The 25,297-nt window shown below is 72.3% G+C and carries 24 protein-coding genes; 7 read left to right on the top strand and 17 right to left on the bottom strand.

What is annotated here, in order from left to right; genetic code table 11:
* Positions 1 to 125: 125 nt before the first annotated feature.
* Both ACZ7FF_RS32975 and ACZ7FF_RS32970 read right to left on the bottom strand, forming a co-directional pair.
* Entirely contained in the window at positions 126 to 1,997 is a 1,872-nt protein-coding gene (locus tag ACZ7FF_RS32975) for an AMP-dependent synthetase/ligase (protein ID WP_470817114.1), read from the bottom strand.
* A 294-nt stretch (positions 1,998 to 2,291) separates the two neighbouring features.
* Entirely contained in the window at positions 2,292 to 3,578 is a 1,287-nt protein-coding gene (locus ACZ7FF_RS32970; protein WP_470816904.1) for an acetyl-CoA C-acetyltransferase, read from the bottom strand.
* A 91-nt stretch (positions 3,579 to 3,669) separates the two neighbouring features.
* Here ACZ7FF_RS32970 and ACZ7FF_RS32965 point away from each other — a divergent pair, with 91 nt between their 5' ends.
* Entirely contained in the window at positions 3,670 to 4,971 is a 1,302-nt protein-coding gene (locus ACZ7FF_RS32965; RefSeq protein ID WP_470816902.1) for a 3-oxoacyl-ACP reductase, read from the top strand.
* The gene (locus ACZ7FF_RS32960; protein ID WP_470816900.1) at positions 4,971 to 5,825 is read left to right on the top strand and encodes a MaoC family dehydratase; all 855 of its coding nucleotides are present in this window, start codon (positions 4,971 to 4,973) and stop codon (positions 5,823 to 5,825) included. Before ACZ7FF_RS32965 ends, ACZ7FF_RS32960 begins: the two co-directional genes overlap by 1 nt.
* A gap of 63 nt (positions 5,826 to 5,888) precedes the next feature.
* Here ACZ7FF_RS32960 and ACZ7FF_RS32955 read toward each other — a convergent pair whose 3' ends face one another.
* The 9 genes from ACZ7FF_RS32955 to ACZ7FF_RS32915 all read right to left on the bottom strand — a co-directional run bounded on the left by ACZ7FF_RS32955 (position 5,889) and on the right by ACZ7FF_RS32915 (position 13,038).
* Positions 5,889 to 6,530 carry a TetR/AcrR family transcriptional regulator gene (locus ACZ7FF_RS32955; RefSeq protein WP_470816898.1) on the bottom strand — a complete coding sequence of 214 codons (642 nt, stop codon included), beginning with the start codon at positions 6,528 to 6,530 and terminating at the stop codon, positions 5,889 to 5,891.
* A gap of 26 nt (positions 6,531 to 6,556) precedes the next feature.
* Complete coding sequence (locus ACZ7FF_RS32950; protein WP_470816896.1) at positions 6,557 to 6,856, bottom strand: DUF4229 domain-containing protein; 300 nt, start codon at positions 6,854 to 6,856, stop codon at positions 6,557 to 6,559.
* 89 nt (positions 6,857 to 6,945) lie between these two features.
* A complete protein-coding gene (locus ACZ7FF_RS32945) occupies positions 6,946 to 7,470 on the bottom strand; it encodes a GNAT family N-acetyltransferase (RefSeq protein ID WP_470816895.1) in 525 nt (174 codons plus the stop codon).
* Between the two features lie 16 nt (positions 7,471 to 7,486).
* A complete protein-coding gene (locus ACZ7FF_RS32940; RefSeq protein ID WP_470816893.1) occupies positions 7,487 to 8,146 on the bottom strand; it encodes a UdgX family uracil-DNA binding protein in 660 nt (219 codons plus the stop codon).
* Positions 8,147 to 8,217: 71 nt separating this feature from the next.
* Complete coding sequence (gene mqnE / locus ACZ7FF_RS32935) at positions 8,218 to 9,381, bottom strand: aminofutalosine synthase MqnE (RefSeq protein WP_470816891.1); 1,164 nt, start codon at positions 9,379 to 9,381, stop codon at positions 8,218 to 8,220.
* A gap of 38 nt (positions 9,382 to 9,419) precedes the next feature.
* A complete protein-coding gene (locus ACZ7FF_RS32930; RefSeq protein WP_470816889.1) occupies positions 9,420 to 9,875 on the bottom strand; it encodes an Lrp/AsnC family transcriptional regulator in 456 nt (151 codons plus the stop codon).
* Between the two features lie 68 nt (positions 9,876 to 9,943).
* Entirely contained in the window at positions 9,944 to 10,618 is a 675-nt protein-coding gene (locus ACZ7FF_RS32925; RefSeq protein ID WP_470816887.1) for a UbiX family flavin prenyltransferase, read from the bottom strand.
* A gap of 69 nt (positions 10,619 to 10,687) precedes the next feature.
* On the bottom strand, positions 10,688 to 11,590 hold the full coding sequence (mqnP, locus tag ACZ7FF_RS32920) for a menaquinone biosynthesis prenyltransferase MqnP (RefSeq protein ID WP_470816885.1): 903 nt from the start codon (positions 11,588 to 11,590) through the stop codon (positions 10,688 to 10,690).
* A complete protein-coding gene (locus tag ACZ7FF_RS32915) occupies positions 11,587 to 13,038 on the bottom strand; it encodes a menaquinone biosynthesis decarboxylase (protein ID WP_470816883.1) in 1,452 nt (483 codons plus the stop codon). The genes mqnP and ACZ7FF_RS32915 overlap by 4 nt, the downstream gene beginning before the upstream one ends.
* Before the next feature lie 201 nt (positions 13,039 to 13,239).
* Here ACZ7FF_RS32915 and ACZ7FF_RS32910 point away from each other — a divergent pair, with 201 nt between their 5' ends.
* From ACZ7FF_RS32910 to ACZ7FF_RS32890, 5 genes are all read left to right on the top strand, one after another.
* Positions 13,240 to 13,689: a nucleoside deaminase gene (locus ACZ7FF_RS32910; protein ID WP_470816881.1), complete on the top strand. Its 450-nt coding sequence runs from the start codon at positions 13,240 to 13,242 to the stop codon at positions 13,687 to 13,689.
* Positions 13,682 to 14,647 carry an isopenicillin N synthase family dioxygenase gene (locus ACZ7FF_RS32905; protein ID WP_470816880.1) on the top strand — a complete coding sequence of 322 codons (966 nt, stop codon included), beginning with the start codon at positions 13,682 to 13,684 and terminating at the stop codon, positions 14,645 to 14,647. The genes ACZ7FF_RS32910 and ACZ7FF_RS32905 overlap by 8 nt, the downstream gene beginning before the upstream one ends.
* Positions 14,648 to 14,777: 130 nt before the next feature.
* On the top strand, positions 14,778 to 16,184 hold the full coding sequence (locus tag ACZ7FF_RS32900; RefSeq protein ID WP_470816879.1) for a condensation domain-containing protein: 1,407 nt from the start codon (positions 14,778 to 14,780) through the stop codon (positions 16,182 to 16,184).
* 106 nt (positions 16,185 to 16,290) lie between these two features.
* On the top strand, positions 16,291 to 18,384 hold the full coding sequence (locus ACZ7FF_RS32895; protein WP_470816877.1) for a hypothetical protein: 2,094 nt from the start codon (positions 16,291 to 16,293) through the stop codon (positions 18,382 to 18,384).
* Positions 18,384 to 19,931, top strand: a complete 1,548-nt coding sequence (locus ACZ7FF_RS32890; RefSeq protein WP_470816876.1) for a type 1 periplasmic-binding domain-containing protein — start codon at positions 18,384 to 18,386, stop codon at positions 19,929 to 19,931. Before ACZ7FF_RS32895 ends, ACZ7FF_RS32890 begins: the two co-directional genes overlap by 1 nt.
* A 12-nt stretch (positions 19,932 to 19,943) precedes the next feature.
* Here ACZ7FF_RS32890 and ACZ7FF_RS32885 read toward each other — a convergent pair whose 3' ends face one another.
* The 6 genes from ACZ7FF_RS32885 to ACZ7FF_RS32860 form a co-directional block, all read right to left on the bottom strand.
* Complete coding sequence (locus ACZ7FF_RS32885; RefSeq protein ID WP_470816874.1) at positions 19,944 to 20,399, bottom strand: SRPBCC family protein; 456 nt, start codon at positions 20,397 to 20,399, stop codon at positions 19,944 to 19,946.
* A 25-nt stretch (positions 20,400 to 20,424) separates the two neighbouring features.
* Positions 20,425 to 21,507 (bottom strand): c-type cytochrome biogenesis protein CcsB, encoded by a 1,083-nt coding sequence (gene ccsB / locus ACZ7FF_RS32880; protein WP_470816873.1) that lies wholly within the window; start codon positions 21,505 to 21,507, stop codon positions 20,425 to 20,427.
* The gene (resB, locus tag ACZ7FF_RS32875) at positions 21,504 to 23,204 is read right to left on the bottom strand and encodes a cytochrome c biogenesis protein ResB (protein WP_470816871.1); all 1,701 of its coding nucleotides are present in this window, start codon (positions 23,202 to 23,204) and stop codon (positions 21,504 to 21,506) included. Before resB ends, ccsB begins: the two co-directional genes overlap by 4 nt.
* Before the next feature lie 3 nt (positions 23,205 to 23,207).
* Positions 23,208 to 23,981, bottom strand: coding sequence for a cytochrome c biogenesis CcdA family protein (locus ACZ7FF_RS32870; protein ID WP_470816869.1), 774 nt, complete (start codon positions 23,979 to 23,981; stop codon positions 23,208 to 23,210).
* Position 23,982: 1 nt separating this feature from the next.
* The gene (locus ACZ7FF_RS32865; protein WP_470816867.1) at positions 23,983 to 24,573 is read right to left on the bottom strand and encodes a TlpA family protein disulfide reductase; all 591 of its coding nucleotides are present in this window, start codon (positions 24,571 to 24,573) and stop codon (positions 23,983 to 23,985) included.
* Between the two features lie 91 nt (positions 24,574 to 24,664).
* Positions 24,665 to 25,297 (bottom strand): polysaccharide deacetylase family protein (locus ACZ7FF_RS32860; RefSeq protein WP_470816865.1); only part of this gene is annotated, 633 nt, incomplete at its 5' end.

Here is a 25,297-nt window from a genome sequence, read left to right as displayed (position 1 = left end):
CGCCGGGAGCAGGATCGTGGGCGGGCCGCGATCGACCCAGGCGGCAACCCGCTCCCCGCACCCGCCGAGTCCGGACCGAGGCGGGAGCACGCCGGGAGCGGGTGCCGACCGCCACACCGGGCCGCTCAGCGCTCGTACAGCCCCTCCACCTCGGGGTCGAAGTCCCGCATGATCTGCTCGCGCCGCAGCTTCATGGAGGGGGTGAGATGACCCGCCTCCTCGGTGAAGTCCACGGGCAGGACGGCGAACCGGCGGATGGACTCGGGGCGTGAGACGAGCCTGTTCGCCTCGTCCACCGCCCGCTGCAGCACGGCCTCCAGCTCGGGGTCGCCGACGAGCAGTTCCGGGGGCACGGGGTGCTTGCCGATCATCTGCCGCCAGTGGACGATCCCGTCGGGGTCGAGGGTGATCAGGGCGGAGACGTACGGGCGGCCGTCGCCGACCAGCATCACCTGGGAGATCAGCGGGTGCTGGCGCAGCCAGTTCTCCAGCGGGGCCGGGGCCACCGACTTGCCGCCCGCCGTGATCAGCAGTTCCTTCTTGCGGCCGGTGATGGTCAGGTAGCCCTCGTCGTCCAGCTCGCCGATGTCCCCGGTGGCCAGCCAGCCGTCCCGGGTCGCGGGCACGACACCGCCGGCCGCCGGGTCCCAGTAGCCGCGCAGCACGTGGTCGCCGCCGACGAGGATCTCCCCGTCGGCCGCGATCCGCACCCGCGTCCCCGGCAGCGGCCAGCCGACCGTGCCGAGCCGGGGCTTGAGCGGCGGGGTGACGGTCGAGGCGCCGGTGGTCTCCGTCAGGCCGTACCCCTCGAAGACCTCGATGCCGGCACCGGCGTAGAAGGCGGCGAGGGGGCGGCCGAGGGGGGAGCCGCCGCAGATGGCGTAGCGGACGCGGCCGCCCATCGCGGCGCGGATGCGGCGGTAGACCAGCGGGTCGTAGAAGGTGCGGGCCGTCTTCAGGGCGCGGCCCGGGCCGCTGCCGGCGCCGGTCTGCCGGGCCTCCAGCGCCTCGCCGTAGCGCCGGGCCACCTCCGCCGCCCGGTCGAAGACCGCCGCCCGGCCGCCGGCCTCCGACTTGGCCCGGGCGGAGTTGTAGATCTTCTCCAGCATGTACGGGATGGTCAGCAGGCAGGTCGGCCGGAACGCGGCCAGGTCCGGCAGCAGGTCCTCCGCCTGCAGGCTCGGCGCGTGCCCGAGCCGCACCCGGGCCCGCACGCACGCGATCGCCACCATCCGGCCGAAGACGTGGGACATCGGCAGGAACAGCAGCACCGACGGGACCTCGTCCCGGGCCTTGAAGACCGGGTGGAGGAGTTCGATGGCGTTGTCGACCTCGGCGAAGAAGTTGCCGTGCGACAGGGCGCAGCCCTTGGGCCGGCCGGTGGTGCCGGAGGTGTAGATGAGAGTGGCGAGGGTGTCGGGGCCGAGCATGCCCCGGCGCACGCCGACCTCGCCGTCGGGCACCGGCGCGCCCGCCTCGGCCAGCCGCTCCACGTGTCCCTTGTCCATCACCCACAGGTGCCGCAGGTCGGGCAGGTGCTGGAGCTCCGGGCCGATGGCGGAGGCCTGCTCGACCGTCTCGGTGACCAGGGCGACCGCGCCGGAGTCGTGCAGGATCCAGCGGGTCTGGAACACCGAGGAGGTCGGGTAGATGGGCACGGTGACCAGTCCGGCGGCCCAGGCGGCGAAGTCGAGCAGGGTCCACTCGTAGGTGGTGCGGGCCATGACGGCGATCCGGTCACCCGGCATCAGCCCGCCGGCTATCAGCCCCTTGGCCACGGCCAGCACCTGCCCGGCGAAGTCCTCCGCCGTCACGTCCGTCCACCGGCCGTCGGACAGCCTGCGGCTGAGCACCACCGCGCCGGGGGCGGTGCCGGCGTTGTCGAACGGCAGGTCGGCCAGCGACCCGTGGGTGACCGGCGGCGCGAACGGCGGTACGGACGCCTCCCGTACGGCCCCGTCCAGCCGCCGGGTCTCGGGCTGGACCAGGACCGGCATGCCGTCGTAGTCGGTCGCGGAGATGGGGACGCCGGAGGAGACGGGGGCGTGCGGATGGGGCGTGGACACGGGCGGCTCCTCGGGCGTGCAGCGGCGCACTGCTTGCTGCATGACGTACGTGCCTCGTGCGGCGAGGCGTTCACCGGCGGCGGGCCGCAGAAAGGGGTTACCGCGGGTTAGGCAGGTGATCGTACGACTCGGCTGTGGGGGGCTTGTGCTGGTTCCGGGCGGGACCGGGGCCGGGGGTGTGCAGCCTCGGGGGGTATGTGACAGGTGTTCACGTTCGTACCGCCGCTACGGTCGTTCCAGGACCGCGGTCACGCCCTGGCCACCCGCCGCGCAGATCGAGATCAGCCCACGGCAGGGTCCTTCCCGCTCGGCCAGCAGCGCGGCCAGGGTCGCCACGATCCGGGCGCCGGTCGCGGCGAACGGGTGCCCCGTGGCCAGCGAGGACCCGGCCACGTTCAGCCGGGCCCGGTCCACCGGCGGCAGTCCGCGCTTCTCCCAGGCGGCGAGCGTGGCCAGCACCTGCGAGGCGAAGGCCTCGTGGATCTCGACCAGGTCGAAGTCCGCGAGGTCCAGGCCGGTGCGCTCCAGCATGCGCGGGACCGCGTACGCCGGGGCCATCAGCAGACCGTCCTCGCCCTCCGCGACATCGCCGTGCACGAAGTCGACGGCGGCCGTCTCGTACGCCGTGAGATACGCGAGCGGTTCGAGGCCGCGCGCCTCGGCCCACTCCTCGCTCGCCAGGAGGACGAGGGCGGCGCCGTCGGTGAGCGGGGTCGAGTTGCCCGCCGTCATGGTCGGATCCGGCGCCCCGAGCCCGAACACCGGCCGCAGGGCGGCGAGTTTGCCCGGCGTGGAGTCCGGGCGCAGGTTCTGGTCCCGCTCCAGGCCCCGGAAGGGCACCACCAGGTCCTGGAAGAAGCCGCGTTCGTAGGCCGCCGCGAGCCGCTGGTGGCCGGCGGCGGCCAGCTCGTCCTGGGCCTCGCGGCCGATGCCCCAGGCGCGGGCGGTCACGGCCGCGTGCTCGCCCATGGACAGCCCGGTGCGCGGCTCGGCGTTGCGCGGGACGTCCGGGACCAGATGGCCGGGGCGGAGCTTGGCGAGGGCCGCCAGGCGGGCGCGGGCGGACCGGGCCCGGCGGGCCTCCAGCAGGATGCGGCGCAGTTCGTCGTTGACGCCGAGGGGGGCGTCGCTCGCGGTGTCGGCGCCGCCCGCGACCGCCGACTCGGTCTGCCCGAGGGCGATCTTGTTGGCGGCCGCGATGACCGCCTGGAGTCCGGTGCCGCAGGCCTGCTGGACGTCGTAGGCGGGGGTGCGCGGGTCCAGCACGGAGCCGAGGAGGGTCTCGCGGGCGAGGTTGTCATCCCTGCTGTGCTTGAGGACGGCGCCCGCGACGAACTCGCCGACGGCGCCGGGTCCCTCCAGTCCGTGGCGCGCGGCCGGACCGTTCAGGGCCGCGGTGAGCATCTCCTGGTTGGAGGCGGTGGCGTAGGGCCCGTCGGAGCGGGCGAACGGGATGCGGGTGCCGCCGATCACCGCGACCCGGCGTGCGCGGGGTGGCTCAAGGGGACTCATCTCGACCTGCTCCTCACCCGTGGCATAGGATTACCGCCGGTAACCTTACTCCAGAGTAAGCAAAGACGACCGAGTCGTGCGGGAGTTGCACATGGCCGACCGCTACCTCAGCTTCACCGGCACGGCACCCGGCCGTTTCCTCACCGGGCTGCTGGGTCTGCCCCGCCCGGCCGAGCTGCTGCGCCGGGCACCCGAACGGCCCGCCCCCGACGGCACGTTGCTCCGGCTGACCGCGGGCACGTCCGCCCTCGACCTCGCCCCCGTCCTGGCCCGTACCGGCCTCACCCCGGCCGGCGCCGGCCCCTTCGCCGTCGTCCTGGACGCCACCGGGGTGCGGGACGTCGAGGCGCTCGCCGAGGTGCACGCGGCCCTCCACCCCGTCGTGGGGTCCGTCGCCACCAGCGGCCGGATCCTGGTGCTGGGCGCCCCGCTCGACCCCGCCGACCACCACCAGTCGGCCGCCCAGCAGGCGCTGGAGGGCTTCACCCGCTCGCTCGGCAAGGAGATCGGCCGGGGCAGGACGGTCAACCTGGTCCGGCTGACCGACGCGGCCGCCGCCGAGTCCACCCTGCGCTTCCTGCTCTCCCCCGCCTCCGCCTACGTCAGCGGCCAGGTGATCGAGGCCGGCGCCGGGACGGTCACCCCGCCCGCCGACCGGGACCGGCCGCTGGCCGGGCGGACCGCGCTGGTCACGGGTGCCGCGCGCGGGATCGGCGAGGCCGTCGCCGGGGTCCTCGCCCGGGACGGCGCCCATGTCGTCGTCCTCGACGTGCCCGCCGCCGGGGCGGACGCGCACGCGGTCGCCGAACGGCTCGGCGGCACCGCGCTCACCCTCGACATCACCGCCGACGACGCCGGTGAGCGCATCGCCGCCGCCCTGCCGGACGGCCTGGACGTCCTGGTCCACAACGCGGGGATCACCCGGGACCGGCGGCTGGTCAACATGCCCGCCGAGCGGTGGCGCCCGGTCCTGGAGGTGAACCTGGGCAGCGTGCTGCGCACCACCGACGCACTGCTCGCCCAGGGCACCCTGCGCCCCGGCGGGCGGATCGTGGCCACGGCCTCCATCGCCGGGCTCGCGGGCAACGCCGGGCAGACCAACTACGGCGCGAGCAAGGCGGGGATCGTGGGCCTCGTGCGCTCTCTCGCGCCGCGCGCGCTCGCGGAGCACGGGGTGACCGTCAACGCGGTCGCGCCCGGGTTCATCGAGACGAGGATGACCGCGGCGGTCCCGCTGTTCATCCGGGAGGCCGGCCGCCGTATGAACTCCCTCGCGCAGGGCGGACTGCCCGTCGACGTCGCCGAGACCACCGCCTGGCTCGCCCACCCGGGCTCCGGCACGGTCAACGGCCAGGTCGTCCGCGTCTGCGGCCAGAGCCTGCTGGGGGCCTGATGAGCACCGTCACCCTGACCGGGACCCCCGCGCTGCCCCCGCTGCTGGCCCGCGGCGCCCTGCTCTCCCCCTTCAAGCGGCCCGGCCCCGGCGCGGCCTTCCCCCGCACCCGCCTGGTGCTGCCCGGACTGCGCGTCGACCTGGCGCGGCTGGCCGCGTACGAGCGGGTCTGCGGGTTCCCCACCGGCGAGGCCGGGCTCCCCGTGACCTACCCGCACGTGCTCGGCTTCCCGCTGGCGATGCGGCTGATGAGCGGCCGGGACTTCCCGCTGCCGCTGCTGGGCCTGGTCCACACCTCGATCGAGATCGTCCGCCGCACCCACCTGCCCGCCGGCGAGGCGTACGAACTCGCCGTGCACGTCGACGGGCTGGCGCCGCACCGGCGCGGGACCGAGGCGACCGTGGTCACGGAGGCGCGGCTCGGCGACGACCTGGTCTGGGAGTCGCGCAGCACCTACCTCGCCCGGCACCGCACCACCGGGAGCGCCGGCCCTGCCGGGACGCCCGGGGAACAGCCCCCTGCCCTGCCCGTGGTCACCGAGTGGCGGCCTGCCGCGGACGTGGGGCGCCGGTACGGGGCGGCCTCCGGCGACCGCAACCCCATCCATCTGCACCCGCTCACCGCCCGGCTCTTCGGCTTCCCGCGGGCCGTCGCGCACGGCATGTGGACCGTGGCCCGCTGCCTGGCCGCCCACGGCACCCCCGGCTCGGCCGTGGTCCGGGCCGCGTTCCGGGCCCCGGTGCTGCTGCCGGGCACGGTCGCCTACGGCGCGGACGGCACGGGCCGCTTCGAACTGCGGGGCAGGGACGGGCGACTCCACCTGGCCGGAGAGGTGCGGCGCCCCGGAGAATGAACAAGAACTCCGGAGGCCCTGGTCGCGTACGCACGGCCGTACGGCGGGCCGCCGGGTGGCCCGCTAGACCGGCGGGGTCCACCCCTCGCCGCGCATCAGGTTGCCCATCCCCGCCCAGGCGAAGTTCATCAGGGTGGCCGCCGCCTGCCGGGCCGTGACGCCGGGTGTGGCGTTCGCCCAGGCGGCCAGAGACTCGGCGGCGCCGACCAGGGCCTCGGCGAGCCCGGCGACCTCGTGCTCGGGCAGACCTGGATCGCGGTGTGCCTCGCGCGCCGCGACCGCGACCAGCCGGGTCACGAACGCGACGATGTCCGTCCGCATCGCGGCGACCTCGGCCGCGAAGGGATCCCCGTGGGTACGGGCCTGCAGATGCAGCACCGACCAGCCGTCGGGGTGCTCGGCGGTGTGCGCGAAGAAGGCCTGCACGCCGTCCCAGAGTTGCCGCTCGGCGGGCAGCCCCGGGCCCACCGCCGCGCGGACCGCCTCCGTCAGGGCGGCGGCCTCACGGCGGATGCAGGCCGTGAAGAGGTCTTCCTTGGAGTTGAGGTACAGGTAGACCAACGGCTTGGAGACACCCGCGAGTTCGGCTATCTCGTCCATGGAGGCGGCCATGTAGCCGCGTCGGCCGAAGATCCGCACGGCGGCGTCGAGCATCTGCTGCTCCCGCACCGCCCTCGGCATCCGCTTGGTCTTGACGGCACCCATGGGGGCAAGACTAGTTGGGCCCTCGGTCAGGAAGGCTGGCCCTGCGCCCGCGCGGTGTCGTCGGCGACGTCCTCCTGGCTGCGGTTGGCGTCCAGGTTGGCCTTCATCCGGTCGACCTTGCCCACGATCTGCACCGAGGCCCGGTCCCGCTCCTTGCGCAGCACCACCCAGCTGATCGGTGCCGAGAGCACCAGCGAGAGCAGCAGGACCCACAGGCCGTTGGAGCTGCCGAAGCCGCGCGGGAAGATGCCGGAGTAGACGGCTCCCCAGACGACCATGAGGCAGCCCGCGAAGATACCGAGGCGCATCAGCGTGTAGCGGAGCATCTCAATCCACTCGTCCGATTCCAAAAGGGGTCATCGTCCAGTGAAGCACGCCCCGGGGCCGATCATGCAGCGGGGTCGGGGCGCGGGGGTCACAGGAGCGGCAGCAGCATGGTGATGTCGTCCCGGTCGTCGCCGGGGGCGGACCGGATGGCGCCGGGCACCCGGCCGACCTCCTTGTAGCCGCAGGAGCCGTAGAACCGCTCCAGGCCGTGCCCGCCCCGGCAGGTCAGCCGTATCGCCTCGATGCCCTCGGACCCGCGGGCCGCGTCGGCAGCGGCGGCCAGCAGGTCGCGGCCGTACCCCCTGCCCTGGTGCCTCGGGTGGACCATCACCGTGTACAGCCACAGCCAGTGGGTCATCAGTCGGTGCGTGTTGCGGGTGAGGAACGCGGCGGCGGCCACCTCGCACTGCTCGTCGTGCCCGACGAGCAGCCGGGTGCGGCCCTCGGCCATGTGCACGAAGTGCCGCACCAGCTCGGGCCGGATCTCCTCACGGGTCACCGGGGCGACGAAGCCCACGGCGCCGCCCGCGTTCGACACGTCCGTCCACAGGTCGAGGACGCCGTCGCGCAGGGCAGGGGTGATGGCCGGATCCAGCGTGAAAGTAAGAGGCATAGAGCGATGGTAACTATTACCCCAGGGCGCGTGAAGCTACTTTCAGATCGGCCACCAGCCCCTGGTACGCCGCCTTCCGGTCGTCCGCCCGCAGCACGGCCGACGGATGCACGGTGGGCACGAGCCGCTCCGGCCGCCCGTGGATCTCCTCCTCCAGCACCGTCCCGCGCACCCGGGTCACCCGGAACGACGACCCGAGCAGGGCCTTCCCTGCGGTCGCGCCCAGCACCACGATCAGCTCGGGCTCGACCAGCGCGAGCTCGGCCGCGAGCCAGGGCCCGCACGCCGTCATCTCCCTGAGGCTGGGCGCCTTGTGGATCCGGCGTCTCCCCGGCTCGGTGCGGGTGAACTTGAAGTGCTTCACGGCGTTGGTGACATAGGCCTCACCGGGATCGATCCCGGCCTCCGCGAGCGCCCGGTCGAGCAGCTTGCCCGCGGGGCCGACGAAGGGCCTGCCCTGCCGGTCCTCCTGGTCACCGGGCTGCTCGCCGACGAGCATCACCCGCGCGTCGGCCCGGCCGGCCCCGAAGACGGTCCGGGTGGCGTCCCGGTGCAGGGGGCATCCGCGGCAGCCCGCGGCGGCCTCGCGCAGGGCGGCGAGATCGCCGCGCCCCGGCGGCTCCGGTACGAAGGGCTCCGCCGTGTAGGCCTCTTCGGGGAGCTTCGTGGTGGCCATGGCCGCCGGGTACCCCTGGTTCCCGGCGGCGAAAGGAGGCGTCCCCGGCCCGGGTCGCGCCGCGGACCGGGTCAGACCCGCATCGGCTGGGGCGACTCGCGGCGCTCGGGGTCGGGACCCGCGTACTCGCGGATGATCTCGTAGCGGGTGTTGCGCTCCACGGGCCTGAAGCCCGCGTCGCGGATGAGGTCCAGCAGGTCCTCGCGGGTCAGCTTGTTCGGGGTGCCGTAGTTGTCGGCGTCATGGGTGATCTTGTACTCGACCACCGAGCCGTCCATGTCGTCCGCGCCGTGCTGCAGGGCCAGCTGGGCGGTCTGCACGCCGTGCATCACCCAGAACACCTTCACGTGCGGGACGTTGTCGAACAGCAGCCGGGAGACGGCGAACGTCTTCAGCGCCTCGGCGCCGGTCGCCATCTGCGTCCGCGCCTGGAGCGTGTTGCGGACCTTGCCGTCCTTCATGTCCACGAAGTCGTGCTGGTAGCGCAGCGGGATGAAGACCTGGAAGCCGCCGGTCTCGTCCTGCAGCTCACGCAGCCGCAGCACGTGGTCGACACGGTGGCGGGGCTCCTCGATGTGCCCGTAGAGCATGGTGCACGGGGTCTTCAGACCCTTCTCGTGCGCCAGCCGGTGGATGCGGGACCAGTCCTCCCAGTGGGTGCGGTGGTCCACGATGTGCTGCCGGACCTCCCAGTCGAAGATCTCGGCGCCGCCGCCGGTGAGGGACTCCAGGCCCGCGTCGATCAGCTCGTCGAGGATCTCGGAGGCGGACAGCCCGGAGATGGTCTCGAAGTGGTGGATCTCCGTCGCCGTGAAGGCCTTGAGGGAGACGTTCGGCAGGGCCTTCTTCAGCTCCCGCAGCGAGCGCGGGTAGTACCGCCAGGGCAGGTTGGGGTGCAGCCCGTTGACGATGTGCAGTTCGGTGAGGTTGTCCGACTCCATCGCCTTGGCGAGCTTGACGGCCTCCTCGATGCGCATCGTGTAGGCGTCCTTCTCCCCCGGCTTGCGCTGGAAGGAGCAGTAGGCGCAGGACGCCGTGCACACGTTCGTCATGTTCAGGTGCCGGTTGACGTTGAAGTGCACGACGTCACCGTTCTTGCGGGTCCGCACCTCGTGCGCCAGACCGCCCAGCCACGCCAGGTCGTCCGACTCGTACAGCGCGATGCCGTCCTCGCGGGTCAGCCGCTCACCGGAGCGGACCTTCTCCTCCAGCTCGCGCTTGAGCCCGACGTCCATGCCAACACCTTTCTACGACAGCTCGGCCAACCCTATGCCTAGACCTCTTCCGGGAGCTCCCCGACCCGGTTCTCCCACTTGGTGGAGAGCACGATGGTGGTACGGGTCCGGGAGACCCCCTTGGTCCCGCTGAGTCTGCGGATGATCCGCTCCAGGCCGTCCACATCCGTGGCCCGCACCTTGAGCATGAAGGAGTCGTCGCCGGCGATGAACCAGCAGTCCTCGATCTCCGGCAGGTCCCTCAGCCGCTGCGCCACGTCCTCGTGGTCGGCGGCGTCCGAGAGGGAGATGCCGATCAGGGCGATGACGCCGAGACCGAGGGAGGCCGCGTTGACCGTGGCACGGTAGCCGGTGATGACACCGGCCGCCTCCAGCCGGTTGATGCGGTCGGTGACGCTGGGTCCCGACAGACCGACGAGGCGCCCCAGCTCCGCGTAGGAGGCCCGGCCGTTCTCCCTCAGGGCCTGGATGAGCTGCCTGTCCACCGCGTCCATGCGATCGAAGCCTTCCCCTGAAAAGTTCCGAAGAGTTCACGAAGTGATGCGAGGTACCGCGCCGCGGCCTACTGCTCCGGCCTGCCGCCGCCCAGTTCGCCGTGCCAGCGCCGGTACAGGCCGTGCCCGACGCCCGCCGCGTCCAGCACCCGTCCGGCGACGAAGTCCACCAGATCCTGGATGTGGGTGGCACCCGCGTAGAAGGCGGGCGAGGCCGGCACGACCGAGGCGCCGGCGTCGTCCAGCGCCACCAGGTGCCGCAGCGTCTGGCCGTTCAGGGGCGTCTCCCGCACGGCGACGACCAGCGTCCGACGCTCCTTCAGTGTGACGCTCGCCACGCGCTGCAGCAGATCCTTGGACAGTCCGAGGGCGACACCCGCCACGCACGCGGTGGAGGCCGGCACGATGAGCATCCCCTTCGCCGGGTACGACCCCGACGACGGGCCGGCGGCCAGGTCCCCCGCGTTCCAGTACCGCACCCCGCTGACGTCCACGTCGAAGGTCCCGGGCTTGCCGTCGGCGCCCCGGGCCAGCCACTCCCCCAGGTCGTCGCGCCAGTGGGCGTCCCGGAACGAGATCCCCGTCTCGTCCAGCAGCGTCAGTCGGGAGGCACGGCTGACCACCAGGTCCACCGCCTCCCCCGCCGCCAGCAGCGCCCGCAGCACGGCGGCCGCGTATGGCGTACCGGACGCTCCGGAAACCCCCACGATCCAAGGCGCGCGCTGCGATTCTCCTGCGTTCACACCTTGAGCGTACCGGTGGGTCGGGCGGCCCTCAGGCCGGGTGGGGACGCCCGCGCCCGCGCGGCCCGCTCAGACGGTCAGACCACGGACCAGCAGGTCCAGCAGCGCGCACACGAACAGGGCAATGCCGATGAAGCCGTTGACGCTGAAGAACGCCCGGTTGAGGCGGGAAAGGTCGTGGGGGCGGACGATGCTGTGCTCGTAGACGAAGGCGCCCGCCACGATCAGCAGGCCCAGCCAGAAGAAGGCGCCGGCGCCCGTGGCGACCCCGTACCAGACGAACAGGGCGGTGGTGATCGCGTGGCAGACCCGGGCGCCCCGGATCGCGGCCGGGATGCCGAAGCGGGCCGGCACCGACATCACGCCGATCTCACGGTCGGTCTCGACGTCCTGGCAGGCGTAGATCAGGTCGAAGCCGCCGATCCAGACGCCGACCGCGAGGCCGAGGACCACCGCGTCCCAGGACCACTCGCCGCTGATCGCCAGCCAGCCGCCGATCGGGCCCATCGCCTGCGCGAGGCCCAGGATGGCCTGCGGGAAGTTCGTGAAACGCTTCCCGTAGGGGTAGACCACCATCGGGATCACCGCGACCGGCGCCAGGGCCAGGCACAGGGGGTTGAGCAGGGCCGCCGCGCCGAGGAAGACCACCAGCGCGATCAGGGCGCCCGTCCAGGCGTGCCGGACGGACATCGCGCCGGTCACCAGCTCGCGGTGCGCGGTGCGCGGGTTACGGGCGTCGATCTCGCGGTCGATGATCCGGTTGACCGCCATGGCGAAGGTGCGCAGGCCGACCATGCACACGGTGACCAGCAGCAGCCTGCCCCAGTGGATGTTCCGGTCCCACTCGTACATCGCCGTCAGGGCGGCGATGTAGGCGAAGGGAAGCGCGAAGACCGAGTGCTCGATCATCACCAGGCGCAGGAACGCCTTGGTGCGTCCCGGCTGCGGGATCGCGGCGGACGCTGAGCTCACAGGCCGTACTCCTTCCAGCGGCGGTCGACCAGCGCCGCCGTATCGGGGTCCGACAGGACCATGTCCGGCCATCCGCCGTCCCTCGTGTAGCCCTCCTCGGGCCACTTCCTCGTCGCGTCGATCCCCGCCTTGCCGCCCCAGAACTGCTGGTAGGAGGCGTGGTCGAGGTGGTCGACCGGGCCCTCGACGACCGTGAGGTCACGGGCGTAGTCCGTGTTGCCGAGGGCGCGCCAGGCGACCTCGTGCAGATCGTGGACGTCGCAGTCGGCGTCCACGACCACGATCAGCTTGGTCAGGGACATCATGTGTGCCCCCCAGACCGCGTGCATCACCTTCTGCGCGTGCTTCGGGTACTTCTTGTCGATCGAGACGATCGCGCAGTTGTGGAAGCCGCCGGCCTCGGGCAGGTGGTAGTCCACGATGTCCGGGACGATGATCTTCAGCAGCGGCAGGAAGAAGCGTTCCGTGGCCCGGCCGAGGGGGCCGTCCTCGGTCGGCGGGCGGCCGACCACGATCGACTGCAGCAGCGGGCGCCTGCGCATGGTCACGCAGTCGATCGTCAGCGCGGGGAAGGGCTCCTGCGGGGTGTAGAAGCCGGTGTGGTCGCCGAAGGGGCCCTCGGGGAGCATCTCGCCCGGCTCCAGCCAGCCCTCCAGGACGACCTCGGCGTTCGCCGGCACCTGGAGCGGGACCGTCTTGCAGTCGACCATCTCGATCCGCTTGCCCGCCACGAACCCGGCGAACAGGTACTCGTCGATGTCCCCGGGCAGGGGGGCGGTGGAGGCGTACGTCACGGCGGGCGGACAGCCGAAGGCGATGGCGACGGGCAGCCGCTCGCCCCTTCGCGCCGCGACCTGGTAGTGGTTCCGGCTGTCCTTGTGGATCTGCCAGTGCATGCCGATGGTGCGCTTGTCGTGGCGCTGGAGGCGGTACAGGCCCAGGTTCCGGATGCCGGTCTCGGGGTCCTTGGTGTGGGTCAGGCCCAGGTTGAAGAAGGAGCCGCCGTCCTTGGGCCAGGTGAACAGGGCGGGCAGCCGGTCGAGGTCGACCTCGTCGCCGTGCAGGACGACCTCCTGCGCGGGCGCCTCCTTCACCTTCCTCGGCGGCACGTGCGCCATGGCGCCGAGCTTGCCGAAGGCCTCGCGCACCCCCACGAAGCCGTGCGGCAGTTCGGGCCGCAGCAGCCCTCCGATCTTCTCGGAGATCTCGCCGTACGACTTCAGGCCCAGCGCCTTCAGCAGCCGGCGGTCGGTGCCGAACACGTTCATGGCGAGGGGCATGTCCGACCCGCGCACGTTCTCGAAGAGGAGCGCCGGACCGCCGGACTTCTGCACCCGGTCGACGATCTCCCCGACTTCCAGGTAGGGGTCGACCTCGGCCTTGATGCGCTTGAGGTCTCCCTCGCGCTCCAGCGCCCGCAGCAGGGAGCGAAGATCGTCGTAAGCCATGCGTCCCAGTATCGGCCACGGGCCACTCCGGCCCGGTCACCGGGCCCGCCTCAGCCCGTCGGGGCTCTTCGGCGAGGCCCCGGTGGGGCCACCCGCCCGGCTGATCAGCGAGCCCGAGCAGGACCGAACCGTGGAACTCCGTGCGCTCCGCCGAGGGCCGGGGGCGTTGCCGCGGCCCCCGGCGCACCGCAGAGTGAAGATATGGACGAACCCGAGCTCCGCGCCTGGCTCGCCACCGCCGTCGAGGAGGCCCGCGCCGGTCTCGCCGAGGGCGGCATCCCGGTCGGCGCCGCCCTCTACGGCCCGGACGGCGCCCTCCTCGGCCGCGGTCGCAACCGCCGCGTCCAGGACGGCGACCCGTCGGCGCACGCGGAGACGGCCGCGTTCCGGGCGGCGGGCCGGCAGCGGTCGTACCGCGGCACCACCATGGTCACCACCCTCTCCCCCTGCTGGTACTGCAGCGGCCTGGTCCGCCAGTTCGGGATCTCCCGGGTGGTGATCGGCGAGGCGACCACCTTCCGCGGCGGCCACGACTGGCTCGCCGCGCACGGCGTGGAGATCGTCCTGGTGGACGATCCCGCGTGCGTGGACCTGATGACCGGCTTCGTCGAGGACCATCCCGCCCTGTGGAACGAGGACATCGGTGAGTGAGCCCCGCATCCCCACCATCGACCTGCGGCACTGGACCCGCGGGGACGGCGCCGCCCGCGCGGCGCTCGCCCGCACCGTCGACGAGGCGCTGCAGGCCGCCGGCTTCCTGCTGGTCACCGGGCACGGGGTGGACCCGGGCCTGCGGGCCGGGATCCGCGCGGCCGCCCGGACGTTCTTCCGGATGCCCCCCGAGGCCAAGCGGCGCTACCGGGCACGGGTCGGCGGACGCGGCTGGCTCGGCCCCGGGGCGGAGGCCAACGGGTACGCGGAGGGCACCGAGACACCGCCCGACCTGAAGGAGTCGCTGACCTTCGCGACGGACGAGCCGTTCGACGACCCGGTCGTCAACGCCGAGTGGTACGCGCCCAACGTGTGGCCGGCCGAGGTGCCCGAACTGCGGACGCTGTGCGCCCGGTACCTGGCCGACATGGCCGCGCTGCAGCGGGAGCTGCTGGCGCTGCTGGGGTGCGCGCTCGGACTGGGGGACGGGTTCTTCTGCCGGCACCTGGACCACCCGACGTTCGGCTTCAACATCAACTGGTATCCGGGCACGGAGGTGGTCGGCGAGCCCCGGCCGGGGCAGTTCCGGATCGGGCCGCACACCGACTTCGGGACCGTCACCATCCTCGACCGGCAGGCCGGCAGGGGCGGGCTCCAGGTGCACACCGACGCGGGCGGGTGGGAGGACGCGCCGTACGACCCGGCCGCGTTCACCATCAACGTCGGCGACCTGATGGCCCGGTGGACCGGCGACCGCTGGCGCTCGGGCCGGCACCGGGTGCTGCCGCCGCCGGCCGACCTGCCCGCCGAGGAGCTGATGTCGCTCGTGTACTTCGGCGAGTGCACCCCCGGCACCCTGGTGGAGTCCCTCCCGGCGCCGCTGGGCCGGGTGGCGTACCCGCCGCTCGACTCGCACGTCTACCTGCGCGAGAAGCTCGACTCGATCACCGTCGGTTAATCACTTCCGCGTTCGGCCCGCCACCCGTTGAGTTGAAATGCTCCGAACGGGCATGTCCCGGCCGCGTCCCACGGCATTGCCTTGACGGGGGGCCCGCATTCCAAGGGCCCCCTTCTGCGATGGGAGACGCGTGCGAATCACTGACATCCAGCGCTGCGAGGTCCGGCCGGGACGGCTCGTCGAGTGGACGCTGAGCCCGGCGACCGTCGCGGCGGCGACGGAGCTGCCGGACGACTCCCGGCCGCCTGCCTACATCCAGGAGTCGCACATCCGGACCGCCAAGTGCGTGCGGGACGACGGGCTGTTCGTGCCGACCTGGCTCGGCACCGCCTTCGACCTGCCGGGGCCGGCGGACCTCGACGTCCTCCAGGAGGCGCTGCGCGCCTGGACCCTGCGGCACGAGACGCTGCGCAGCGGCTTCCGCTGGGCGGGCGACGAGCTGCGCCGGTTCACGCTCGACCCCGCGGACGTGTCCCTGCGCCGGGAGACGGTGGGCGACTTCCCCGACGCGCGGCGGCTGGTCCGCCGGCTCCAGGACCGCTTCGACACCGTCGCGGACGCGCTGCGCTGGCCCAACCTCATCTACACGGCGGTCGTCAGGGACGACTCCACCAGCGTGTACATGGCCTTCGACCACAGCAACGTCGACGCCTACTCCCTGCACCGGATCGCCGCCGAGGTGCACGAGCTGTACACGGCGGGACTCGCCGGGCGCGCACCCGCCGCCACCGCCCCGGCCGCCAGCTACGTGGACTTCTGCGAGATCGAGCGGGCGGACGCGGACCGCATCGACGGCGGGCACGACATCGTCGCGCGCTGGCGGGAGTTCATCCGGCGCTGCGACGGCAGCCTGCCGGGCTTCCCGGTGGACCTCGGCCTGACGCCCGGGGATCCGCTGCCCCGGCAGCGGATGCTGTGCGAGCCGCTCGCCGACGCGGACGCGGCGGCCGCGTTCGAGTCCTACTGCCGGCCCTACGGCGGCAGCCAGGTCGGGGTGCTGGCGGCGACCGCGCTCATCGTCCACGAGCTGGGCGGACAGTCCGTGTACCGGACGGTGGTGCCGTTCCACACCCGGGTGAAGTCCCGCTGGACCGACTCGGTGGGCTGGTACGTGGGCGGCGCGCCGGTCGAGGTGCCCGTGAGCCGTACCCGCGGCCTCCCGGACGCGCTGCGGACCGTACGGGCGCAGCTGGGGGCCAACCGGACGCTGGCCCGGATGCCGCTGGCACGGGTGCTGGACCTGCTCGGCGCGGACTTCCGGCCGACCTCACCGGACCTGTACTCGATCGTCTCCTACCTCGACACCCGGGCCATGCCCGGCGCCGAGCGGTGGACCGAGATGCGGGCGCACGCGCTGCTGCGGGTGTCGTACGGCGACCAGGTGTGCGTGTGGGTGAGCCGGCAGCACGAGGGGCTGTGGCTGGCCAGCCGCTACCCGGACACCGACGTGGCGGCGAAGAACATGCGGCTGTACGTCGAGCGGCTGCGGGACCAGATCGCCTCCGTGGCCCACGGGAGCCTGCCGGCGGTGTCGTAGAACCGGCGGAAACCCGGATTCCGGAAATTCGTGACCCAACGGTCACCACTGACCCTGGTCCGGAGCAACTCCCCCTTCCTACACTGCTGTTGAGGGGGGCGATGCGGTGCACAGACGGTTGCACGGGCGCGGGGCACTGTTCGACGTCGATCCGGCCGGTCTCGCGCCGCGCCTGGTGGGGCTGCGCCCCGGCCACCATCGGGCCCACCCTTTCGAGCACCCGGACGAGCCGCCCTTGGTGGTGCTGGCCGGTGCCCGCGGCCTCGGCAAGAGCGCGGTGCTGGCCGAGCTGCACGACGCCTACCAGGGGCACACCCCGGTCGCGCTGGTCGACTGCGCGGAGGGGCAGTTCGCCCACCCGCCCGCGGACCGGCCCGCCGCCTCCTGGTCGCCGCTCGCGCAGGCGCTGCTGGTGATCGCCGAGCAGCTCGCCGAGCCGGTGACGGGCGCCGGGCGGATCACCTTCCCGCGGCTGATGTCGGGCCTGGTCGCCGTCGCCGCCGGCGGCTGGGGCGACGCCGACTCGGAGCGGATCCGCCGCGAGGTCGAGCGGATCCTGCTGCTGAACGAGAGCGGCTCCTGGATCAGCGGGTTCGCCGGACGCTGGGCGGGCAAGGTGGCGGCCAAGGTGGTCGCGGCGGCCACCGGCACCGGGCCGCTGGTGTCGGGCGCCATCGAGGCGACCCTGGAGTCCGTCGCGGAGGGCTTCACCAGCCGCCGGCACCAGAAGGCGTCCGTCTGGTACCGGACGTACCCGAACGCGGGCCGCAACGCCCAGCGCGGGCTCATCCTGCTGTCCCAGCACTTCCGGGACGGCGGCGGCTCCCGCGAGCACGCCGAGCGGTATCTGGTGCGGGCCCTGCTGGCCGACCTGACGGAGGCGTACGCGGGCGTGCTGCCGCGCATGCAGCGCCTCGGCCGGCCGCTGGTGCTGCTCGACAACGCGCAGTCCGCGCCGGGCCCCGGGCTCGTGGCCGCCGTGCTGCGGGACCGCGCCGAGGGCATCCCCGACCAGGTCGCCCTTCTCGCGGCCCGGCGCGGCGAGGGCCGCGAGGAGCTGCGCAGCGCGGTGCGGCGGGAGCTGGCGGAGGTGGCCCGGCGCACCGGCTGGGCGCCGGACGCGGCCCCTTCCTCGCGGGCGCTGGTGGTCGCGCTGCCCCCGCTGAGCGCGGACGACACCCTGCACATCGTCGGCGCGGTCTGCGCGGACACCCCGGTGCCATCCCATCTCCCGGCCGCCACCCACCGGTTGACCGGCGGCAACCCGCTCGGCATCGTGCTGCTCGCCGAGTCGGCCGCGCAGCACCTGCCCGGGGTGTCCTCGCTGGGCGAGCTGCTCACCGCGGAGTTCCGCCCCGCCGAGGACCGGCCCGGGGTGCCCGCCCACCAGGCGCTCCTGGACCGGCTGGTGCCGGCCGAGCACCTGGACGAGATGACCGTGCTGGCCGCCGCCCACGACCACGGCTCGGCCTGCGCCCTGGCCTCCGCGCTGCTGCCGGACACCTTCGGGGCGGCGGACGTACGGGCCCTGCAGACGCTGCTCGCCGAGGAGGGGCTGCCCGTGGTGCCGGACCAGTTCGCCGGCGACCCGTTCGTGCGCACCCTGCTGCTGCTCCGGCTGCACCTGCGGGACGAGGACCACTCCTCGTGGCGTACCGCGCACGAGACGCTGGTCGCCCACTACGCGGCGCCCGGGCAGGAGCGGTACCGGCTGCACCACGAGCTCGCCCTCGGCCGCGCCGAGCCGGCCGTCGCGCACCTGCGCGACACCTTCGCCACCGCCGACACCCGCACCTGGCTCGGCACCCTGCGCTTCATCGCGTCCGCACCCTACTTCCACGCGCACGACGCCGAGGGCCGCGACTTCAGCGGCCAGGGCGACCGGCGGGCCGCCGTGGCGCTCGGCCGCACGGACGCCGGGCACGACGTGCCGGAGGGCGTGGACGCCGTACTGCACCTGCGGGTACGGCGGTTGCTGTACGCGGTGTGGCAGCTGACGGACCCGCTGGTGCTGCCCGACCCGAAGGTGTGCGACCGGCTCCGCTTCGAGCTGGAGCAGCTGTCCAACCTGCGGCCCGCGGGCAACGCGCTGCTGTGGCGGGCCTCCCGGGACTGGCCGGCGGCGGCGCTGGCCGGGCATCCGCTGGAGGGCCCGGAGGACGCGGGCGACGGCCCGGACGACCGGAGCGGGGAGGCGTGATGGCGCGCGGGGGCGTGGGGACGTGGGTGCGCGAGCACGTGTGGGAGATACCGCTGCGCCGCTATCTGTCCCTGCTGGCGGCGGCGGCGCTGGTGGCCGGGCTGGTCTTCGCGGTGCGGGCCCTGGCGCACGACGACCGGTCGTGCGCCACCGGGGTGGCCCGGCCGCGGGGCAGCGACGAGTGCGTGGGCGTGACCACGGGGGCGTACGACTTCGGGCAGCCCCGGCTGCGGGACGCCGCCCGGGCGATCGCCCGGGAGAACGGCCGGCTCAAGCCCGGGAGCTACGTGACGGTGGCCCTGATGCTGCCGTACACCTCCACCTCGGCGACCAGCCTGAACGACATCCAGCACCAGCTGCAGGGCGCCTATCTGGCGCAGTACCAGGCCAACCACGACTCCAACGGCCAGGCGCCACAGATCCGGCTGGTGCTGGCCAACCCCGGCTCGACCGGCGAGTACTGGCGGCAGACGGTCGACCTGCTGACCCGGATGACGACGGGCGCGGACCGGCTGCGCGCGGTCGCGGGCATCGGGCAGAGCACCGACAACAACAAGAGGGCCGTCGCGGAGCTGACCCGGCGCGGCATCCCGGTGATCGGCTCCTCCATCACCGCCGACGACCTCGCCAACGGGCAGCACGGCAAGGACCCCTACCCGGGTCTGGCCCGGGTGTCGCCGACCAACACCGACGAGGCCCGCGCGCTGGCCTCCTTCGCCAAGGTGAGCGCGGGCAAGGCGCTGCTGGTGTACGACAAGCCCGGCGACCCGTACACGCGGACGCTCCAGGAGTCGTTCGCCGCGCTGATCAAGGGCTCGCCTTACGAGCCGCAGCCGTTCACCCCGCCCGCCGACCGCAGCCAGGAGGGGACGACCGCGAACACCTTCCGGCAGATCACGGACCTGGTGTGCGACACCTCCCGGGAGACGGACACCATCCTGTTCGCGGGCCGCCACACCCAGCTGCGGCAGTTCATCAACGCGCTCGGCGGCCGGGGCTGCCAGGACCGGAAGTTCACGGTGCTGACCGGTGACGAGGCCTCGTACCTGACCCATGAGAAGGCCCTGGACCGCGACGCCCTCAGGCACAACCTGTCCGTCCGCTACACCTCCCTCGCGCACCCGGACGCCTGGGCGAAGGACCCGTCGACCACGGGCGGTTCGGCGGCGGACTTCGCGGTCCTGAAGGGGCTGCTGACGGCCGCGGCTCGGGGGCCGGTGGGACCGGTCGGTCCCGTCGCCCTGGACGACGGCCAGCTGATCATCGGCTACGACACGCTGCGGCTCGCGGTGCACGGCATCCGCGAGGCGGTGCCGGCCGGGCGGAGCGTCCCGGCACTGGCGGACGTGGGCCTGCAGTGGCCGCAGGTGAAGGGCTCGCTGCGGGTCGCCGGGGCGAGCGGCTGGATCTGCCTGGACGTGCACGGCAACCCGTACGACAAGGCCGTGCCGATCGTGGAACTGACCCCGGAGGGCGACTCGCGCTTCGTGCGGATCGCCTGGCCCGAGGGGAAGCCGCCGGGGAAGCAGTGCCTGCCGCCGTCCTAGCCTGCCGCCGCCCTAGGTGAACTGGCCGGGCAGGGGCTCCTGACCGGCCTCCTGCCCGGGCAGGTCCGGCGCGATCTCCGGATTCTCGATCAGTCGTTCGAATCGGGTGCGCCAGCCGGACTCGGACTCCCCCTCGCCCTGGAACTCGTGGGTGAAGCGCAGCACGGTCCCCGTCTCCCCCTCCCGCTCCAGATGGAACCGGATCCGGCCACCGCCCTCGACGGTGTACTCCGCGACCCGGTCCACGTCCCAGGCGGTGACCCGGCCGGAGCCCAGGTCACGCAGGGTGACCGGCCCGTCGAGGCGGGGTTCGAGAACGTCGACGGCGGTGCACCACGCCCCGAGTCCCCCGGGAGTGGACACCGCCGGCCAGACGTCTTCCATGGGCCTCGGGATCCGCACCAGGAAGTGGAGTATGTGCGTGTTCCCGTGGGTCTGGCTGATGCCCTGTGCGATGGAACCGCTCATGACACCAGTGTGGGCGACCCGCGGCTCAGACGCCCGCGTAGGAGTGCTTGCCGGTGACGAAGATGTTGACGCCGTAGTAGTTGAACAGCCAGCACCCGAAGGCGATCATCGCCAGGTAGGCGGCCTTGCGGCCCTTCCAGCCGGCGGTGGCGCGGGCGTGCAGGTAGCAGGCGTAGCCGATCCAGGTGATGAAGGACCAGGTCTCCTTGGGGTCCCAGTTCCAGTAGCGGCCCCAGGCGTCGCCGGCCCAGATCGCGCCCGCGATGATCGTGAAGGTCCACAGCGGGAAGACGGCCGCGTTGACCCGGTAGGCGAACTTGTCCAGGGAGGCGGAGGCGGGCAACCGCTCCAGCACCGAGGTCGCGAAGGCGCCGGGCTTGCCGCCGGTCTGGAGCTTGTTCTCGTACGAGTCCTTGAACAGGTACAGGATCGTGGCGACCGCGCCGACGTAGAACACCGCGCCGCAGAAGATCGCGGTGGAGACGTGGATGTACAGCCAGTACGAGTGCAGGGCCGGGACCAGCTGGTCGCTCGCCGTGTAGAGCACGGTGACCGCGAGGCCCAGGTCGAGCAGGACCGTGGTGATCAGAAACAGGCCGAGCCAGCGCACGTTCTTCCGCAGCGCCAGCAGCGCGAGGTACACGGCCACGGCGACCGTGGAGAACGTGATGTTGAACTCGTACATGTTGCCCCACGGCGCCCGCTGCACGGATGCCGCGCGGGCGACGACCCCGCTCAGCTCGACGAGGAACGCGAGCACGGTGAGGGAGACGGCGATCCGGCCGAAGAGGTCGCCCTGGACGTCGTCGCCGTGCGCACCCGGGCCGTCCGGCACGTCACGGGCGCCCGACGCCGACCGCACGACGACCTTGGGCCGCTCCAGCACGGCGGTGCCGCCGGCCTGCTGGACGGTGACCGCGGGGCCGTTCTTGTGCTGCCCGGCCTCGGTGGTGAGCGCGGCGGCCGTGCGGGCCACCTTGCTGCGGCTGCCGAAGAGCCATTCGGCGATGTACGCGAAGAAGGCCAGGGTGTAGACGGCCATCGACGAGTAGATCAGCGTGTTGCTGATGCTCGCCAGGTGTTCGTTGGTTGCGGCGGCGAGAGTCACTTCTCAGCCCCTTCGGCAGGTACGACGGGAGATTCGGTGGGGTCGTCGTCGGGTTCGGGTGCCCCCGGCGCCTGGTCGTAGAGGGTTCCGGCGAGGTCGCCCAGCTCCTCGGGCACCTTGGCGGACTCGCTGCGGCCGAGCCCGGCCATCTCGACGACGGTGACGCCGTCGGCACCGCGCACCGCCCGCACCCACACGCGCCGGCGCTGGATGAACAGGGACGCGGCCAGGCCGAAGATCGCGGTCAGGGCACCGCCCAGCGCCCAGCCGCTGCCGGGCTCCTGGACGATCTCGAAGCCGGCCCACTCCTTGATGTCCTTCTCGAAGGTGAGGGAGCCGGCGCCGTTCGGCAGCGTGAGGGTGTCGCCCGGCTGGAGGAGCTTCTTCAGCGGCTGGCCCTTGCCGTCCTTGAACGTCTTCAAGTGGGTCTGGTCGAGCTGGTACACGCTCTGCGGGATGCCCGAGTCGACGCCGAGGTCGCCGTGATAGGCCTTCACCGCGAGCAGCGGGTTCACCAGCGCCGGGAACTGCGAGAGCATCGTGCCGCTCTTCGGGTCGAAGGTCGGCACGAAGAAGGCCTGGAAGCCGAGCTGGTCGGTCTTGCCCTGCGCGTCGCGGTAGCCGTCCATCACCTTGATCACGCCGTTCGACGTGACGTTGCCGTCGAGCGGCAGCAGCGGCACGGCGTCGTGGTAGACGACGTTGCCCTTGCCGTCGCGAACCGTGACGACCGGCGCGTAGCCGTGGCTGACGAGGTAGACCTTGGCGTCACCGATGTGCAGCGGCGAGTTGACCTTGATGGTGCTCGACTTCTGCTTGCCGTACGCGCCCTGGCTGTAGGCGATCTTCGCCTGGTAGGTGCGCGGCGTGCCCTTGTTGGGGCCGGTGAGCTCGTAGGTGCCCTTGAAGTCCTTCAGGTCGAAGCTGAACGGCACCAGGTCGTCGTTCTGGAACATGCTGCCGGACTTGAAGTCGTCGTACTGGAGGATCGAGTTGGAGAACCCGTCGCCCTCGACGACCAGCTTGGTGCCGTCGGACTTGTACATCTGGCCCCAGGCGAAGGCGACCAGCAGCACGATCAGCGCGACGTGGAAGGCCAGGTTGCCGACCTCGCGCAGATAGCCCTTCTCGGCGGCGACGGCGTCCCCGGCGACATGGGCGCGGAAGCGGCGCTTCTTCAGCAGCGCGAGCGCGGCCGCGCGGACCTGCTCGGGGTCGGCCTCGGTGCGCCACGTCGTGTACGCCGGCAGCCGGGTCAGCCGCTTGGGCGCACCCGGCGGACGGCCGCGCAGCTGGCCGACGAACTGCCAGGTGCGGGGCACGATGCAGCCGATGAGGGAGACGAACAGCAGGATGTAGATCGCGGAGAACCACACCGAGCTGTAGACGTGGAACAGGCCGAGCTTGTCGTAGACCGGCGAGAGCGTCTTGTGCGCCTTGCGGAAGTCGTCGACCTTGTTCAGGTCGGCGCCGGTCTGCGGGATCAGCGAGCCGGGGATCGCGCCGAGCGAGAGCAGCAGGAGCAGCAGCAGCGCGACCCGCATGGAGGTCAGCTGCCGCCAGAACCAGCGGACCCAGCCGATGACACCGAGGCCGGGGACGCTCGCGGTCTCCTCCTGCGGGGCGGTGGACAGCTGGGAGCCGGCGGCCCTCAGGTCGTCCTGGTCCCGGCTCTTGTCGGTTCCGGTTGTGCTCATCGATCAGATCCCCACAGTGAAGCCGTTGGACCAGGTCTGCATCTGCTGCACCAGACTGTCCCAGGCGCCGGTAAGGAGCAGCACACCGGTCACGATCATCATCGTGCCGCCGATGCGCATCACCCACACGTAGTGGCGCTTGACCCAGCCGAACGCGCCGAGCGCCTTGCGGAAGGCGATCGCGGTGAGCACGAAGGGGACGCCGAGGCCGAGGCAGTAGACGACCGTCAGCAGGGCGCCGCGGCCGGCACTCGACTCGTTCCAGGCGAGGAGGTTCACCGACGACAGGGTCGGGCCGAGACAGGGCGTCCAGCCGATGCCGAAGAGCGCGCCTATGAGCGGCGCGCCCACCAGGCCGGTGGTCGGCCGCTTGTGGAAGCGGAACTCGCGCTGGGTGAACCAGGGCATCAGCCCCATGAAGAACACGCCCATGAGGATCATGAGCACGCCGAGCACCTTGGACAGGGTGCCCTTGTACTCCTGCAGGGTCGAGCCGAAGTAGCCGAACAGCGCCCCGCCGGAGATGAACACGGCGCTGAAGCCGACCACGAACAGGGAGGCACCGGCGACCATCCGGCCGCGCCGGGCCTCGGCCAGGTCGGTGCCCGCCACGCCGGTGACGTAGGAGAGGTAGCCGGGGACGAGCGGCAGCACGCAGGGCGAGAAGAAGGAGACGAGTCCGCCGAGCAGGGCCACGGGCGCCGCGACGAGCAGCGCGCCGTGCAGGACGGTCTGGTTCTGGCCCGCTGCGGCCAGGGTCGTCAGCGTCGTACTCACGTCACTTCTCCGCGAGTACCGGCTTGAGCATCTTCAGCAGGCTCGTGTCGTCGAGCGCCTCCAGGGCCCGCGCTGCCACCTTCCCGTGCCGGTCGATGACCAGCGTGGAGGGGATCAGCTGCGGGTTGAGGGTGCCCTTCTTGAAGCGGAGCATCAGCCGGCCCGCCGGGTCGTACAGGCTCGGATAGGCGATCCCGTGCTCCTTCTCGAAGGCGACCGCGGGTGTGGTGCTGGTGTCCCGGGTGTTGATCCCGACGAACTGCACCCCCTTGCCCGCGTAGCTCTTCGACACCTTGGAGAAGTACTGCGCCTCCTCGCGGCACGGACTGCACCACGAGCCCCAGACGTTGATGACGACGACCTGCCCCTTGTAGGAGGCGACGTCCAGCGTCTTGCCGTCGATGGTCCTGCCGGACAGGTCCGGGGCCGCGGCGCGCTTGCCCTGGGGCGCGGTGGCGATGCCGTTGTTGCCGGTGACGAAGTTGGTGTTGCCGCCACCGCCGGAGGTGCCGCCCTTGCCGCACGCGGACAGGGTCAGGGCCGCGGCGGCGGCCACGGCGCTGAGCAGGAGGGCGCGGCTACGGGTACTCATGTGAAAAGTTTCGCATGTCCGTTCCGGCGATCTGTGGCGCCCCCCTGCCGGGCGGAAAACCGCATTTCAGGAGCTATTTACACGGGACATTTCAGGCAAGGAACTGCTTCCAGCCCGCGGCGGGCCGCTGCCCGACGTCCAGCGTGCGCAGCTTGGCGAGGACCTCGGGCTTCTGCACGTCGATCCAGTCGGTGAACTGCCGGAAGGAGACGAGGCGCACGTCCGCGCCCTTCTCCTTCTCCCGCGCGATGTGCTTGAAGGCCTCCTCGACGGAGTCCATGTAGATGCCGCCGTTCCACTGCTCGAAGTGGTTGCCGATGAAGAACGGCGCCCGGTTCGTCTCGTATGCCCGCTGGAAGCCGGCGATGTACGCCCCGGCCGACTGGGTGCGCCAGCCCGGGTAGTTGTAGGCGGGCGCCTTCGTGGAGTTCACGGACTGGTTGGCGAGCATGTTGTAGTCCATCGACAGGACCTCGAACTTGCGGCCGGGGAAGGGCACCTGCTGGAGCGGGAAGTCCCAGATGCCCATCCGCTTCACCGGCCACACCTGGCGGCCGCCCGGCGAGGACGCGTCGTAGCGCCAGCCCAGCTTCTTGGCGGTGGGCAGCAGGTTGTCCTGGCCGAGCAGACAGGGCGTACGGCCGCCGGCCAGCTCCTTGTCGTAGTCGAAGGGCAGCGCGGGCAGGTCGTGCCAGCCGGTGTTGGTCTTCCACTCCTTCACGTA

This window comes from Streptomyces sp. NPDC037126 (genome assembly GCF_055605965.1).
The sequence above is the reverse complement of the archived record's forward strand: the minus strand, read 5'-3'. Positions and strand labels throughout refer to the sequence as shown.